Origin of the sequence: Caballeronia eucalypticola (assembly GCF_047608185.1) — a bacterium.
Classification (GTDB): domain Bacteria; phylum Pseudomonadota; class Gammaproteobacteria; order Burkholderiales; family Burkholderiaceae; genus Caballeronia.
The window spans coordinates 46,745-62,706 of sequence record NZ_JBLKRU010000042.1 but is presented as its reverse complement, the minus strand read 5'-3'; the positions used below and the strand labels follow the sequence as shown (position 1 = coordinate 62,706).

At 54.2% G+C, this 15,962-nt stretch carries 8 protein-coding genes and 1 pseudogene; 5 read left to right on the top strand and 4 right to left on the bottom strand.

From position 1 onward, the window contains the following. On the top strand, window positions 1-1,257 hold a 1,257-nt coding region (locus ACMX25_RS32295; protein WP_414950301.1), incomplete at its 5' end, for an ISL3 family transposase. 2,689 nt (window positions 1,258-3,946) lie between these two features. Next, the gene (locus tag ACMX25_RS32290) at window positions 3,947-5,179 is read left to right on the top strand and encodes a glycosyl hydrolase (protein ID WP_414953968.1); all 1,233 of its coding nucleotides are present in this window, start codon (window positions 3,947-3,949) and stop codon (window positions 5,177-5,179) included. A 669-nt stretch (window positions 5,180-5,848) separates the two neighbouring features. Here the strand turns inward: ACMX25_RS32290 and ACMX25_RS32285 are convergent. The 3 genes from ACMX25_RS32285 to ACMX25_RS32275 all read right to left on the bottom strand — a co-directional run bounded on the left by ACMX25_RS32285 (window position 5,849) and on the right by ACMX25_RS32275 (window position 8,477). Then, window positions 5,849-7,144: a lipopolysaccharide biosynthesis protein gene (locus tag ACMX25_RS32285; protein ID WP_414953967.1), complete on the bottom strand. Its 1,296-nt coding sequence runs from the start codon at window positions 7,142-7,144 to the stop codon at window positions 5,849-5,851. A gap of 81 nt (window positions 7,145-7,225) precedes the next feature. Beyond that, window positions 7,226-8,233 carry a hypothetical protein gene (locus tag ACMX25_RS32280; RefSeq protein ID WP_414953966.1) on the bottom strand — a complete coding sequence of 336 codons (1,008 nt, stop codon included), beginning with the start codon at window positions 8,231-8,233 and terminating at the stop codon, window positions 7,226-7,228. After that, on the bottom strand, window positions 8,226-8,477 hold the full coding sequence (locus ACMX25_RS32275) for a hypothetical protein (protein WP_414953965.1): 252 nt from the start codon (window positions 8,475-8,477) through the stop codon (window positions 8,226-8,228). Before ACMX25_RS32275 ends, ACMX25_RS32280 begins: the two co-directional genes overlap by 8 nt. 421 nt (window positions 8,478-8,898) lie before the next feature. On the opposite strand from ACMX25_RS32275, the gene ACMX25_RS32270 reads away from it, so the two are divergent. After that, complete coding sequence (locus ACMX25_RS32270; RefSeq protein WP_414953964.1) at window positions 8,899-9,156, top strand: DDE-type integrase/transposase/recombinase; 258 nt, start codon at window positions 8,899-8,901, stop codon at window positions 9,154-9,156. Between the two features lie 971 nt (window positions 9,157-10,127). Then, the gene (locus tag ACMX25_RS32265; RefSeq protein ID WP_414953963.1) at window positions 10,128-11,219 is read left to right on the top strand and encodes a glycosyltransferase; all 1,092 of its coding nucleotides are present in this window, start codon (window positions 10,128-10,130) and stop codon (window positions 11,217-11,219) included. 95 nt (window positions 11,220-11,314) lie between these two features. Here ACMX25_RS32265 and ACMX25_RS32260 read toward each other — a convergent pair whose 3' ends face one another. Further along, window positions 11,315-12,442 (bottom strand): glycosyltransferase family 2 protein, encoded by a 1,128-nt coding sequence (locus ACMX25_RS32260; RefSeq protein WP_414953962.1) that lies wholly within the window; start codon window positions 12,440-12,442, stop codon window positions 11,315-11,317. A gap of 1,166 nt (window positions 12,443-13,608) precedes the next feature. Here ACMX25_RS32260 and ACMX25_RS32255 point away from each other — a divergent pair. Beyond that, window positions 13,609-14,292: pseudogene (locus ACMX25_RS32255) on the top strand (sugar transferase); the annotation flags it as partial. Between the last annotated feature and the right edge of the window lie 1,670 nt (window positions 14,293-15,962).

The window sequence follows — 15,962 nt, the reverse complement described above, 5'->3', positions numbered from 1 at the left end:
TTGTTGCTCATGCTTTTGACTCGTCTGCTTAATGCCTGCCACCATTTCCCTGGCTTCGTCTACGGTACCGCGCGCTTGTGCATGCATAGCAATACTATCGAGATCGATGTGCGCCCGCGCAAAGGCTCCAGAGCGTGCTGCTCAGGATGCCATCAACCCGCCAGGGGCTACGACCAACTGCCCCAACGCCGCTTCGAGTTCATCCCGATCTGGGGCTTTGCGGTGTTTTTACTGTACAGCATGAGGCGCGTGGAATGCAGGCGATGTGGGGTCAAGGTAGAGGAGGTGCCCTGGGCAATGGGCAAGCACCAGTTGACCAGGGCGTACATGCTGTACTTGGCGCACTGGGCGCGCAAGCTTTCATGGAAGGACACGGCACAGTCCTTCCACACCAGTTGGGAGAAGGTCCAACAGGCCGTGGCCTATGTCGTGCAATGGGGTCTGGAGCATCGCGAGCTGGGGCATATCCGGGCCATCGGCGTGGACGAAATCGCCTACGGTCGTGGTCATGAGTATCTGACACTGGTCTACCAGATCGAGGCGGGCTGCACGCGCCTGCTCTGGGTGGGCGAGAAGCGCACCAAAGAAGCGTTCCAGAAGTTCTTCGATATGATCGGCACGGAACTGGCGCAGGGCATCGAGTTTGTGTGTTCGGACATGTGGAAACCCTATCTGGACATGATCAAACTGCATTGCACAGGGGCGCTGAACATTCTGGACCGCTTTCACATCGTCGCTAAACTCAATCTTGCCATCGACGAGGTCCGTGCGGGCGAAGCACGCCAACTGGTCAAGGACGGCTACGAGCCGGTGCTTAAGAAGTCGCGCTGGTGTCTGCTCAAGCGCCCGGGGAACCTGACCGACTCCCAGCGCATCAAGCTGCGTGAGGTGCTGCGCTATAACCTCAAGAGCGTACGGGCCTACCTCTTCAAAGAATACTTCCAGCAATTCTGGGACTACGAGTCACCCGCATGGGCAGGCAAATTCCTGGATCAGTGGTGCAGCGAGGTCATGCGCTCGCGCATCGACCCGCTCAAGAAATTCGCTCGCACAGTACGCACCCATCGAGAGCTGTTGCTCAACTATTTCCGGGCGCGAAAGGCGTTCTCCAGTGGCATCGTTGAGGGACTGAACAACAAAGCCAAAGTCACTATGAGAAAAGCCTATGGATATCGCACCTTCAAAATGACGGAACTCTCGCTATATCACGTACTTGGCAAACTTCCTGAGCCAGAACTCGCCCATAGATTTTACTGACGGACCAGAAATTGCAATGGGCACATCACGGTGGCTCTTTTCTCACTCCATCCGCCGTTTGAGCGCTTTTGTGCGGCGCCAATGGTCGCCTTCCAGAAGGATGGCCGCACTAAGACGACCATGTTCACCACAGCTTTTCAATGACGCGCGCACGCCGGCCGCTTCCAAGGGGAAGCGGTAACCACCCTCATCGTAGTGGACGCAAACCTTACTGCGAACTATGGAGCGGAACGAAATAAATTTAAGCGAAAGCTCAAAGGTTTGGATCCGACAGCGCGGCCAGACGCGGATAAAGGGCCTTTCGAAAGCCAAAGTCACTATGAGAAAAGCCTATGGATATCGCACCTTCAAAATGACGGAACTCTCGCTATATCACGTACTTGGCAAACTTCCTGAGCCAGAACTCGCCCATAGATTTTACTGACGGACCAGAAATTGCAATGGGCACATCACGGTGGCTCTTTTCTCACTCCATCCGCCGTTTGAGCGCTTTTGTGCGGCGCCAATGGTCGCCTTCCAGAAGGATGGCCGCACTAAGACGACCATGTTCACCACAGCTTTTCAATGACGCGCGCACGCCGGCCGCTTCCAAGGGGAAGCGGTAACCACCCTCATCGTAGTGGACGCAAACCTTACTGCGAACTATGGAGCGGAACGAAATAAATTTAAGCGAAAGCTCAAAGGTTTGGATCCGACAGCGCGGCCAGACGCGGATAAAGGGCCTTTCGTGCAACCTTTGCAAGATGCCACACGCCCGAGGACATGAGATATTTTTGGGTAAAGCGTAAGCGCCGGCAAGCGCATACGGTGCTCTGCAAAGTGGTACCCGTCGGTCTTTTCTGGACCGACTCGACATCTGCGATCTCAGCCTTTTCATGCATATAGGCTCGCTCGTGAACGCCGTCGTTCCACTACCGGAGGCACTCGCATTGGCTTTCTTCTACCCGCAAGGTACGCCTCGGCCACCGGTCGTCGACTATAGAGCGACCAGGCGCATGAATTAATGTCGGCCGCCGCGGTGTTCGCGCTTATAGAGCATCGCATTTAGGTGACTGGCCGTGAGTAAAGGAAACTTCTTGAGCGTCTCAGCAGTGTACGGAGGAAAGCGTCGATTTGCGAAGGCCGTTGAACGCCGCCGATTCAGGCAGTTCAACCTCTGCCAGCAGGCGATGAACAGTTATTTTTTGTACGTTCAATTGCTGCGAGAAGACGCACAGTGCCACTTCTCGAGGTGGTGCTAGCGCAGGATGCCCGCATCAAGCTCGGTGTCGACGTGCATGGGTCATACTCCGCTCAATGCTTAGGAATGCAAATACTTTTTGGTCCGTCTGAGCAATTTCTCAATGGGCACAAAGTCCGAACAAGAACGAGGCATGGATCAATTGGCGCACTAAGAACCCGCGAAACGCATGTTGCACTCCACACGGGGATAGACCTGCCAGTTTAGGCCAGTGTCGGGCCTGTATTTTCGGCGGTAAATAAAACCCCGTTCTGCCGCATTTCGATTCCTGCGTCCTTCTTCTGAAATGCTCCGCGCCATTCTGATTTGGGCGCATAGATTCAAGATCCAGGCCCGCTCAAACGCCAATGCCTTGAATGCAGCTGACTGCGATTGGCGTTCCTCGCTGTTGTCGAACGCGCACGCCGTAACGATTTGCGGATTTTCTGGAGGTGGGCGCCGCCCACTGGAATACGAGTCGAGACCTATCCGCCGATGCTTACTAACACCCATCGCAGATAGATTACGCAGTCCTCAACGGCATATATTACCTATTATTCTTACGATGAATAACAAATTTTTACCTGGCAGCGATACTTTTTTGTTTCATTTATGTATCATCAGGTCTCGTTGGGTGCAAATGCTTTGCTGATGCAAGTTCGAATTGCAATTCTTTTATAGCGATCCGGAACTAATTCGCCAACCGTGCCGCATCCGCCCCGCGCTACCTTAATGGTGGGAGCCGCGCTTTACAACCCTAATTCCGTTTTTACTAATTGATATGTTTTCCTAATGAACTTAATTGTTTAGGAATCCGACGCGTTGTAACGTGATCACGTGACAACGTCCTTTCGACGCGAACGTTGTTCGCTCTATAGCCGGCTTCAACCGGCACTGGCAAAGAAATGTTTTTCGCCCGCAAATGCGCCCTAAGACTGGATACTTCGTCCGGTCGATATTCTCAACGAAGAAAGTTTTTCTCGATCCTGGTGCTCTCCGCCGGAGCGCTAGCCCTATATGGTTGCGGTGGCGAGGGCTCAGGCGATGCAATTTCAAGTTCGGTAGCCGCTAAGGCCGTCAATTCCGGTTTGGCTGCAGATGCGCCCACGCAACCCGCCGGCGCGGTCTCAAATGACCCTGCCCTTGTCAGCAAGGTCGATGGGGGGGCCAATAGTCGCATTGCGCTGCAAAAAGCGGGAATAGGCGATTGATGCTGTACGCAAGTAAGCCACCTCCACTTTGCGACTGCGCGTTGAACGCTCTGCCTCCGGCAGGTTCGGAAATTTGAACCTACCTGGTTGCAACTGTTCGCAAGACGGTTCCTGATTTTGACTTTGCCGCGGAACTCCGCGACTCTGTTGCAGCGAGTTCCAACCCATGAGTGTCATTGCGTGAGCAAGTGATGGCCGTCGGCCAAGTCACCGTGACGGTGTGGAATTGATTTAAAACATCACGATTCAAGGGAAAGAAATGAAACTCAAGTTCCTCGCATTATTCATCCCGCTGGCAATATGGTGCGGGCAGCCGCTGCTGGTCGTCGCGCAAACGAAGAGCTCAAACGCGCAACAAATCGCGCTCCAACCGCCACCGACTGGAAATGGCGCCGATCGATTCGCTATGGACGTGAATTGCAATCTTTGGAGTGCTGATCAGACGGCCCTCTCTGAATGCTCAAAAGACCTCGACCTCGTTACCGGACTGGGAGTCGGAACGGTTCGCCTTAGTATTTCGTGGGATTTCATGGTTCTGCCAGATGGCAGCACGCTGGACCCAAATAAGGTGGTCTTTCTAAAGTCTCTTCTCAATGCAGCGCGCACGAGAGGAATGAAAATTCTTTTCCAAGTAGGTATGTACGCGCCCTTCAGTGCCTACAAATGTGCCAATGTTCAGCGTCCTCCAAGTAGCGATTCCCCCCGGCTTGACTTCTGCGATGCGATCTTTACCAAATACTTGAGCTCGCTCATGGACGTCGTGTTGCCTTTTACCGCCGATATCGAGTTGTTCAATGAAATCAATTGGGGGTTTGCTGCGACAGATCCCTCGTACGGAGATCCGAAGGGTATCTCGGGATACATCGTGAATCGCGAAAAGACACTTTATACAGAAGCCAGGCAAGTATTCAATGTCAAGAAGCAGTTAGGCTACCAAGCTGTCCTGCATAGCCAGGGCATCTCCTATTTTTACAACTCGGCATATCCCAAAGATGGCTGGACGCCCCCCAAAGGAAGCATGTTGGTCCAGGCGACCGACGACGTCAAAGCTTTGGGAAACAATACATCAAGCGCATCTAGTACCTTGAATTCCATCGTAGATGTTGTTGATATCCATCCATATTTCAGCAGCAGCGCATATACGCTCATGATTCAAGCTTTCATAAATACGATGACGAGTGTTGTCACCAACGGTCCTAAGAAACTTTGGTTGACGGAAACTAACAACGGGATGGACGGCACCGATGCGGGGCAAACTGCGGCCTTCAATCAATTGACCGCGCTGATGAACAATGGCTCCGTGCAAAAGGCATTTTGGTACGTCGTGCGCAACGGCGATCCCGAAAACGGGGAAGGCGATAGCTATTCCATTTATGATTTCAATCGCAACTTGATCAGACCAAACCTGGCCGCGGCAATCAAAGCTTATAGCGCCACGATTCCTGCGTCGCAGCGTTTCCTGTCGGGTGCTTATCTTACGCCCGTCATGTGACGGTACCCTTTACGATCATTGATGAGAAGCAGATCGGGATATCCCCTTGGTCTGAGTCTGAGTGCGGATATAAGTCAGTGGTCCTGGATATGGTTGGTCATCAACAACGCCGCGAACGCGTCATTGCAAAGTCGCGGTCGCTCGGGAATCCAGTTAGGACAATCTGCTTCTTGGCGCGAGTACGACTCAAGCAGTGCAACATGCTGGTCACCAAGAATTGCTCTTTTCGCCACCATTCGACGTGACTGTTATCGAACGGCGGCGCGGTGACGAGACCCCCGGCGCTATTTATCGCCAGGTCGGTGCCGATTTGCAAATGGAGGACCGTTCACTACGCGTCCTCCAGACACCATCGCGCGACGCATTTCGGTGCCCGCAACGAATTGACCAGTTGCAGTTTTGGTCGTGAAGATCGACAGGATCGGCAACGCGAAACGATGATGACCAACCAAGCGGCTGCAACGTCAGCACGGCGAGCATCGGAATGCACCCTCAGAGCAATTTACCGGATCGGGCAACTCACTCACGCCGCCCTACTTTCGATCGTCTTGGTTTCGCGTCGAAATCCGACATTCAACGAATCATTCTATTAGCTAGCGCATTCGCTCGTTTTCAGCAACATCTTCTCCCGAACTGAGCGCGTCTAAAACCAACAATTAAGCACCAGCGTCATTGCGTTTCCAAGCCGGGTTGGCGGGTCCGATAAGCACCGGATCCCTTACCGATCTTGAGCGCCGCGCAGGTACCCGCGCTTGCCACGATCGTTCCGCCGACGCTGATCAACAGGAGCGTGTAGAAAAATTTGAGTCCGAAAAAATGCGCTAGCGCAAGGCTCATGAATATAGTTACGGCACTCGCTGTCTGAATCACCAAGTCTATCTTTTGCCGATTCACGACAATGAATACCTGTGCCATTGAACTGTACATCGCCATTGTGATGAAATACGGGATAAAGAGCACATACACTGACATAGACGGTTCCCATTCGTCACCCATCTTCAGATGGATGAGCAGGCTTAGGCCGGCATAGCAGGCTGCCACGAGAGCGAGACTAATGAGCGTCAGCATGGTGAAGAACTGCTTCGAGGGATTCACGCCTCCCTGTCTTTCAACGTCGAAGTAATCGACCAGATCGCGGCGAAAGATAGCGCCAAGGCTTTGCGATAGAAGAGATGCAGGAAAGTAACCTACGCGATACGCGAGTGCGAAGATACCGGCGTCACGATGATCGAAGATCAAGGGGATCAGGATCGCAGATGCATAGATCACGAAGGAGTTCAGCGCAGTGGTCGGCACGCCATATTTGGCGTACTGAATTTGCAGCGCGGAGAACTTCACTACGGTCACTGGGATCATCCGGCGCGCGGAGTAAAGGTAAATTGATGCCAGGCAAAAATTCGAAGCGAGAAAGATCCAGCTATACAGGTTGAATATGCCGAATCCGGTGCACTCACCTTTCGAAAACGCCATTAGACAGAAAAAACAGATGAAGAAAACAGCATTCGGGAAAAACCGGATGGTAGCGATCTTTGTGTATTTTCTTTCGCTGGTGAGTGCCGCGCACAACGCCTGTTGCAGGAACACGCCAAACGCGAGGCCGATAACAGGTATGTACTCTGCATGAGCGGCTACCGTGGTGGTGACTACGAGCGCGAGGCCGATTACGATGGCGACCACGCTAGAACTCGTCATTGCCCGAACGGCGAGCGTTTTGTTTGCCGCTAGGCACGCGACCTCCAAGCGCAGGCCGATTATTGTGCCGGTAAAAAGTCCGGCGGCCATGAGTTGACTGAAATACCCAAGTTCCGTCGGACCACAATACTTTCCGATCAATAAGATCGAAACGAAATTGAGCGCCTGACTGAGTACGACTCCAGCGACACTTACGAACGAGTGTTTTATATTCACATTTATCCCCGTCGAAAGCCGGTGAGTTTTGTTCGCTACTCCGATCGTGCTCTGCAAGATCCAGCTCTTCTGCAACTCTACGCCAGTGCATACGGCTTCGAGATAGGACCCATTGCGATAAAGACCAGCGCGCACCGGCTAGCGGCGATCGACGTCCGCCTCGAGTCCGTTGCAGATCACACCCTTTACGCAGGCATTCTCCTGCTCGAAGTGCATGGCTGTCTCCACAACCTCGGCCACCTGAGTTGCCTCGAAGCGAGTCACGTAAAGTTCGTTGTCAATGCATGCGTCACCGGTCGAGCTCACCGCATTCTGTTCGAGGCCCGGCAACGCCTGTCGCTGCTCCATTGATCCAATCGCGCTTAGCATGCCATCCTGCCGGCCGAGCAGTTGATTCCCGGGGCGACCCGGCGCGTAGGTCGAGTAAAGTGCCGCGCGCTTATCCTTCAGTTCGAGGAGACTGCGTTGCGCACCAGCGGCTTGCCACAGATAAGGCTTACATTTCTCCCTGACATTGAACACGGCTATGTGATTGCGCATGTCGTAGCAGCGGCCTTGAGTATGCTCAATGTCGTCCTTGAGTTGCGGAAGCAGATCGTTCAAAGATGCGAGCAACATCACAACTTCCGTTGGCTGGCCTTCCGGGTTCTCATCGGCGCAAGTATTGCCGATCCCGACCCGCGCGAGGCAAGTCAACTGCCGGTTCAAACCCAACAAGGAAGCGCTGATATCCCCAATGTCCCTTCGACCGCTCTTCGGAAAGTTGCGCCGCATTTGAGGATATTCCACTATTTTTCCGAGAGACAATTTTGTCAGCACAAATTGAGTGCCTGGCTTCGTGTCCGTCGAATTCACGCGTAACTTGATCGGGCTATCGAGTTGTTTCAAAACGACCGTTGCACCAACGTGTCCTTCGACCCCTTCGACCGGGTCGAGCCACTCGTCGCCCCACGCGTGACCGCTAGAGTTAAGGATAGTTGGATCGGAAAAAACCTTACCATACCAGGCCAGCCAAATTCTGAGGAACGGGAGACGCGTTGGCTTAGCTCTGGTGTCCAGGTTTATCTCGTCGACAGCTTCCCCAATCACCATTCTCGACTGGAGAATTTTTATCGCGGCCGCTGCCTCTAATTTGACGTCAAACATACAGGACGTTGCGCAAAGGACGCTTCAAATCAGTGCTTGGAAAACTATCTTCACCCTGAACGAGGACGCTAGCCTGACATGTCGGCAGCGAAATAAACACGTGAGCAAAACGCACGGCGACGATGATGCCGGCGATTCCGCAGACCGGCCAACGGTTTGCAGTGGGCAAGGCGAAATAGCCTGAAAGACTTACATCATCATTTCGGAGAACAGTAGCATTCGCAAGCGGAGATTTCTGACTCATCGAAACCTTTGGCGGGAGTATGAAGCGAGTCGGAACTTCGTTTTGGTGCGCACCCGAGATCGCGCGCACAACCCTCGGTTACAACCTGGAAGGCGGACTATCCGTGCTGGCACGGCTTACGTCAGCTCGAAATTGGACGCAAGCAGGCGGACTCCCTGCGTTGTGCGTTAGGTTGCTGGGAAAAACAGAAAGCAAAGTACGAGCAGTAGCACACAGTATGTTTTGACCGCCCTTATTTCTGTGCGCTACCGCACATCACATTTCTAGCTATAACGCGACCGGCGCCTGCACCGCGAGCTCCAAGCACAGCAGGAGCGACAGAGGCGCAGTGGTTCGAACCGGGAGGGCGCAACTAACACAGCGTGAGGCATTGGAGCGGGCAGGAATGTTGATTACTTGAATTTTCGCGGCAGCATTCGCTATGAAACAATCTGGTGCTACTGCACTAGTCGGCGCGGGCTTCGCGCATTACGTCAAGGCTGCGCGTTGCGCCCGGGTTGCACTTACCATCGACGAAGAGTTTGTTACGCTGTGCAGCGAGTCTTATCTGCTGTGGGGTCCAGTTGATCAGCACAGCGTCGAACTCGATATCCTGCTACATAAGCGTCGTGTCTGGGCGGCCAAGCGTTTTTTCAAGCGCGCGCTTGCCGATTGTCCCGAAGCTCATGCAAGTAAGTGACTGATTACCTGTACGGCTATCGGGCTGCAAGCCACGATCCCTGAACTGGAAAACGCGAAACACGTCTTCGTCACAGCCAGCGTGCGACGGAAAATCACGCCAAAATAACCATCAACCCGCGCATGAACGCGGCCGTCACAGGCGTTCTTTTCCGCGATCTGAGCGCACACAAGCGTTCTTGTCGAGCTCCAGACCGATCCGACAGCACTTCGCACTGAAGCGACTTCTATTGCGTGCGTCGCTCTTCCACAAACAACTCGGAAAACGTTGGTCGCTTGACATTGTTTCACCGAGCTGACCTAAAAGCCGTCCGCTTTGGACAACATTTGCGCCCTCGACGCCATTGCGTCGCGAAACATCGTAACGAGGCAGCGCCATTGCCGTGCATTGTGTCTCACAGATTTCTTGTCGCTCAACGCATCATTCAAGTGGGTAGTAAAAACCGCCGCAATCAGCGACACACTTGCCTTATCCGCAATCTATGCCCCATGCGGCTTCCCAGCGCGCAGCACCTCGTGTCTGATTCTCTCGTCACTCCGCGCTGGGGCATTGGTGCCTGTATGGCGCGCCTTTCCTCACCGAGGTCCGTATTGTTTCAGCTCCTCTGGGATATACGACACGGTAGTTCTAGACAGTCATCACTTTCTTCGTCCTGCAGGTAGGCAGGCCGATTGGTTGCCCTTGCAAAAAAATATTCCGGAATTTGAACGATTTGTGCGCTTGCCCACGGAATCAGCAATAAAGAAATGTCAGTCTTGTTGACGGCCGACGGCATCTTTTTTCACCGGCGTCCAATTTTTGAGAAAAGAGACAACAAAGGAAAGAACGCGCTACGCACCATCCGAACTGAACGATCTCAAGGGCAATTGCCGTGATGCTCCTACCAGGCCCCTCGCCCCCTGGATCGAGATCGGGGGGTAATCACCAGGGCAAAACATGGTCACGGGTGAGATAAATCCTTGGCAGAAAACATGAAAAATGCACTGTTTCTGATGCAGGACATCCGGGGTGGCGGCGCGGAACTCGTAACTCTGAGCGTGGTGAGCGGTATCGTTGCGCGGGGGGGCAAAGCTCGGATCCATACCTTCAGCGAGAAGCGTGCCGACCACGCGCTGCCCGAGAATCTTGTGCGCGCCGGAAAGTCAGTCTTCGCCGCACGCGGCGGCCGGGCCGCATCGCTCTGGGGCGCCCTGTGCGAGGCAGGCGTAATTGTTGGGTCGCTCGAGATCAAGACGCATCTGGCTGCGGCGATGTTCGGCGCGGTCTTTCGCAAGCCCGTCGTGCTCTGGCTGCACAAGGATCTGAAGGTGTTTCTTGCGAACAAGGGCACCGTGCAGCGAGTCATCTACAAAGCGCTCTTCAGTTTGAACTTGTATTTCGCTCACCAAACCATCGGCGTTAGCGAAGGCGTAACGCAGAGCCTGCGGGCGATGTTCCCGCGACACGCCTCCCGAATCGCCTGCATCTACAACCCGATTGACATTGCGGGCATCGACAGTCGCATGGCCGACGCACTCGCCGTGGCGCCGTGGATGAAAAAGCCCTTCGTGCTCTCTGTAGGGCGCCTTACAAGCCAGAAAGGCTTCGACCTGCTGATCCAGGCATTCGCGGTTGTCTCGGAGCGTGTTCCGGATGTGGATCTCGTCATCCTGGGTCAAGGTGAGGAGCGTGATGCACTTGCGCGGCTAGCGGGCTCACTCGGCATTGCGGGCCGGGTGCATCTGCCCGGCTTCATCAGCCCGCATCACGCGATGGCACACGCTTCACTCTTTGTTACGTCCTCGCGCTTCGAAGGTTTGTCGCTGGTGTTGATTGAGGCACTCTATCAAGGCGCGCGCATCATCTCAACCGATTGTCCGTCCGGTCCACGGGAGGTACTCGATGGTGGTCGTCACGGCACACTCATCGCCAACGGCGCCGTCAACGAATTGGCCGATGCGATGACGCGAGAGCTGACGACGGCCGATGCTGACGGCGCGAAAGCGACGCGCCGCGCACGCGCCAAAGATTTCTCGATTGATTGCATCCTGCCGGAATGGGAGCGTCTGCTGGGCAGCGTGTAAGGTCGCCCAGAAGCGTGTCCTGGCGCGCAGATTACAAAAACGCCCGCCGACGCCCCCGCGTTGCCCGGTGCGAGTATGGAGTCACACGCCTCGTTTCAGGCAGGAATCGTGGGCCGCTCGCGATGATGGCGGCCGAGGTCACGACGCAAAACCTTTTTCGCAAAGCTTTTCGCGAAGTGCAAAGAGCGGTCGGTACGAACATTCAGTGCGAACCGGCCGAGCGACTCGGTGCCCGATGTATGTCGATCAGCAGAGGCTGCCTGGATCTTTTCGTAATCGGCGGCCATTTGTTTGATCGTCACTAATCCATCACTGAATGAAGCCCGGTCGACGCGAGCACAGATGTGACACGCCCGTCTAAACAGGTTGCGGAAAATGGTCAGCCAGAATTCTTTTTGCTCACCGTCCGTGATCTTTTTAAGTACTTCCCGACCGGTTACCTGCAAGTCGCGCACGTCCTGCACCGGCGATCCCTGCGTAATGCTACCGAACCGGCGACGGTAACCGATTAACGGGCGAGCAATCTTGAACACGGAATCGGCGCTCAGATAAACCGATGGCACCACCGCGATATCCTCATAGTGCCGGCCGAGCGGAAATGGTGCCGGCCCGAACAAACTGCTTCGATAGACTCGAGCCCACACGAATGTGTGGAAGCCCTCGGCGAAATGCATCCGCGTAGTGTGATCGACTGGACTGCCGCCGACGACAGCTTGCGGGACCACTTCGATCGTGTCGAGGTTCTGGCTGTGGTTGTCGATAATGGACACGTTGTATTCGAGCATGTCCCATGTGCCTTCCGTTAACAACGGCACAATGCTGGCCGAAAAATCCGGCAAGAAGATATCGTCGCCATCCAGAAATCCTACATAGGGCGTCCGCACTACCGCGATGCCCGCGTTGCGCGCGCCGCTAAGTCCGCGATTACTCTGGCGGATCAAACGGATATGGCCCGCGGGATCCCGGTCCATCACCCTTTTGACGACATCAAACGTAGAGTCGCTCGACCCATCGTCGATCACGACAATTTCGATGTCGTCGATGTAAGGCTGTGAAAGCACCGAATCAAGCGCCTCTTCAATGTATCCGTCCACGTTGTATGCCGGAATTACAACGGTGAGAAGTGGAGTACGTATTCGATTTTGTGCGGGTGTCATGGCGATCCAGTAAATGAGTAGAGCAGCGGTGGCTGCGACGCCAAAGCGAGCGGCATTCTTCAGCAACGCTTGTGCCCTCTCCTGCGTGGCACATCCAAAGTGCCAGACGATACCTTAAAAATTACTCTTCAATGGCGACCTTATTACAAACTCTCTCCGTTATTTCTCCGTCGCTGAAATTGATTAGTTATCCTTATGCTTGTGGATTGGCACTTTTCTTTCACGCCTTTCGGCGAGCGGATGCACCTAAGCGCTGCAAGAGATCCGACAGTCATGCGCATGGATTCAGTAGGCATTCGCTATAAGCGAGATTGGCGTTCAGCGCTTCAGGCGACATGTGTGTAAAAAGACGGCATGCCTATGTAGACACCCAGCGTGCAGACGCGTTCCGTTTCAATTCGCGAGTCGCGTCCCTTCGAAAAGCGACCGGAGCATCGACGACGGATACGGTCTTACGTCTTTAATTTTTTGGCCGCTTGCGAGACGCACCTAGCCTGTTGGTTTCCTATAGAACTTTGGCTCTGCGGCGGCGCATTGCGCCCAACTCCAGTGCCCTTTGCTCTATGACGGGGCAGCTTACGACTGAAGCTAACGACGAGACATATTCCGATGTAGCAACATCACTATCTTCCCATGCGGGAATCAAACACTCCGCGCGCTCGACCACACTGCGATCTGATCGGCGCGTCCCTGCGAAAAATTTAACGATCCAACTCAACTGCCCGATAGCAATGAGTGGACCGCTGCTAGCACGATTGAAACTCCCGCAACGATCCAGGAGTGTCTCGCGGTCACTAGAACAGTTTAGCGTCAGCCGCGCGACAGCGTTCAGTCAAATCTCGCCATAGTGGGTCGCACAACCAGATTCATTAGACGATATTCACATTTTGAGTCCGTGCAGTTTAGACAGGCCTTTTAACCACCCTTGAATCTGGTCCTCGCGTTAAACAAGTTGCCATGAAGCAGTCTTCTTGGTCATCAGGCGCAAGGAATGATCGGCGCTCTCGCATTTCCGTGTGGCAACGCACGTTCTTGGTTTTCTCCCGAAGGTATAAACATAGCCATGGACTCACCAATGAGAGACGCAAATGAAAGTGCTGATGGAGAAACGCGCCATGTCGAGACAACTTATGCCGGCCAGTATTCCGGCGGCCCACAGTCGTGAATTATCCGTGTCTCGCGGAGATAGCTCGCCCGACTCAACATCCTGCCTGGACGTCGCCTCGCCGGACGCTTCTCTCGATGTGTCACCTAGCCAAGGGGCTCAACCTGAAGAAATCGCTGGCGGCATGGATTTGTCGCTTACAACAAGGAACGTCGTCAAGCGGACCATCGATATTGTCGGCGCGTCTTCCCTGCTGATCGCAATGTCGCCGATCCTTCTCATCATGGGCGCCATTGTGATGAGCGACGGAGGCCGCCCTGTATTCGGCCATGTTCGGATAGGCCGCAACGGCCGGAAATTCCGGTGCCTGAAATTCCGCTCCATGGTCACCGGCGCGGACGTGGTCCTCAAGCAGCTTTTGGCAACCGATCCGAAGGCGCGCGAGGAATGGGAACGGGATTTCAAGCTCAAGAACGATATCCGGATTACACCAATCGGCCGGTTGCTACGCCGCACAAGTCTCGACGAACTTCCTCAACTCTGGAACGTACTTCGCGGCGAGATGAGCCTTGTTGGTCCGCGACCCATCGTTGATGAGGAGCTGAAGAGATATGGCACCGACGTGCACTATTATCTGGCGACCAAACCGGGCATGACAGGCTTATGGCAAGTCAGTGGAAGAAACGATGTCGACTATGCGACGCGGGTTTCGCTGGACGTTTCTTACGCGAAGAAGTGTTCGCTTGCGCTCGACATACTAATTCTGCTGAAGACGTTCAAAGTCATCTTCAAGCGCGACGGCGCGTATTGAGTATGGACGGGTCTTGTACGTTGTTGCACGTGGCAGGCCGCTTGATTTAACAAGCAGGATGCCACGTCGAAAGATCTCGTTTGATATCGAGTACGATGACGATCCAGGTGCGCCCCGAACTCACGCCTGGGTCGGAATATTCGTCTTGCGCTCGCCTGATGAAAGGGAGCAAGTCAGCAGAGATCGCGGTGGCCCTGCAGCGGTTAAGCAGCCACGAAGCAGATGGTCTTGGCTCCGCCTCCTCCTCGGCGCACACTTTCCGAACCACTTGGGAAGATGCTTGAGCGCTCGTTGATGCGCTCCCTAACCATCGGGCTTGAAAATACGAAAACTGTGTTTCCAAGTTCACGGTGTTGATCGCTACGACGCAACAAATCCTGCAGTGCAAGCTCCGTAGATCTGACGCAATGACCTTTTCTCAAGCTAGAGCCGAGATTGGGTGGTATCGAAGCCTTGTCGAGAATCCCGCTTCTGACCCGGGAATTAAACTCTCGTGAATTACCCTCGTTAGGCAATGCCGTACGTCTATTATCGCGCGCTGCTTATACGTGGCACGGGATTTCGGCGAACTATTCGTGCCGTACCGAATGGATCGAAAAACTTAATATCGATTGAGAGCGCAACCATCCACGATAGTTATCTGATGCAGATTTTAAGGTGGCTGACTAGCGATCTAACCCCGCTACAAAATGGCGTTGCGTCCGAGCAGAATTGCGGACACTGCTACTGCCAATTGCAGTGACGAACGATCACCAATGCTTCATCGTCGATAGCAGTTTCGGGAAACGCGGACCAGGTGGTCGTCCATCGTGCTCGAGCCAGTTGGCCACATGACGGCCTTAGGCATCTCCGTGGTGACACTCTTCGCATTGCGCATATCGCCCGATGCCTGTTGGTCGCGCTACTCGCGGATCGTGTAGTCCTAAACGAAGCGGCGGTGGAGGTCGCAAAAGCGAGTATTAAAATTTCTGCGAACGTCAAATCCAAAGGTGTCGCGCAATCATCTTTTGATGATATCGGCACCTTCCAGATACAAGCCTTTTGCAAGTTATCGGGACGCCGTCGCTGGTCAGATTGCGAAAGATCCCGTCATGCCCTGTCCAATGCAGTCACTAGCGCTCTAAAGCCGCAACACACTGTGCTTGGATGCGCTTGTCCTGCACTGCGGTTCACTGCTTGTAGTGGTCGATACCGACAGCGAATCGTTGTTAGCCATCCCTTCGAATTTGAGCGAGTTCGCTTGCTTCAGATCGATTGGTTAACGGGGCGCCGCCGAGACGCCGTCGACTTACAAAGCTGACAGAAACAGGCCTCCGGGCCAAATAGCATTACTCGGCCAGAGCGCTGCGCGAGGCATCTCAATCGTTTTATGAGGCCTCGCGCACCATCCTGGCACAACACCCTCCAGTCGCGTGGCACAGCGCACAGAACGCCTTTCTCATCCTGTCATTCTTAGCGCACATCGTCCTTCCAACGTGGGAGCGCGATACAGATACGCGTTTCATACTGGAGATAATATGAGTACTACTTATAAATCAAATCTGAGAACCGCTCTTAAGGTGAGCTGTATTGTTCTTGCGAGCGCTATACCAGGATTGGTGAATGCGCAGGCCGGAGCTATTCCTCTTGCGGGAGCGCCCATTTCACCCTGCTACACGACGATACCGGGC

Coding starts and splice junctions, on each gene's coding strand:
- ACMX25_RS32290 (WP_414953968.1), top strand. CDS start 3,947: ATGAAACTCAAGTTCCTCGCATTATTCATCCCGCTGGCAATATGGTGC.
- ACMX25_RS32280 (WP_414953966.1), bottom strand. CDS start 8,233: ATGTTTGACGTCAAATTAGAGGCAGCGGCCGCGATAAAAATTCTCCAG.
- ACMX25_RS32275 (WP_414953965.1), bottom strand. CDS start 8,477: ATGAGTCAGAAATCTCCGCTTGCGAATGCTACTGTTCTCCGAAATGAT.
- ACMX25_RS32270 (WP_414953964.1), top strand. CDS start 8,899: ATGAAACAATCTGGTGCTACTGCACTAGTCGGCGCGGGCTTCGCGCAT.
- ACMX25_RS32265 (WP_414953963.1), top strand. CDS start 10,128: ATGAAAAATGCACTGTTTCTGATGCAGGACATCCGGGGTGGCGGCGCG.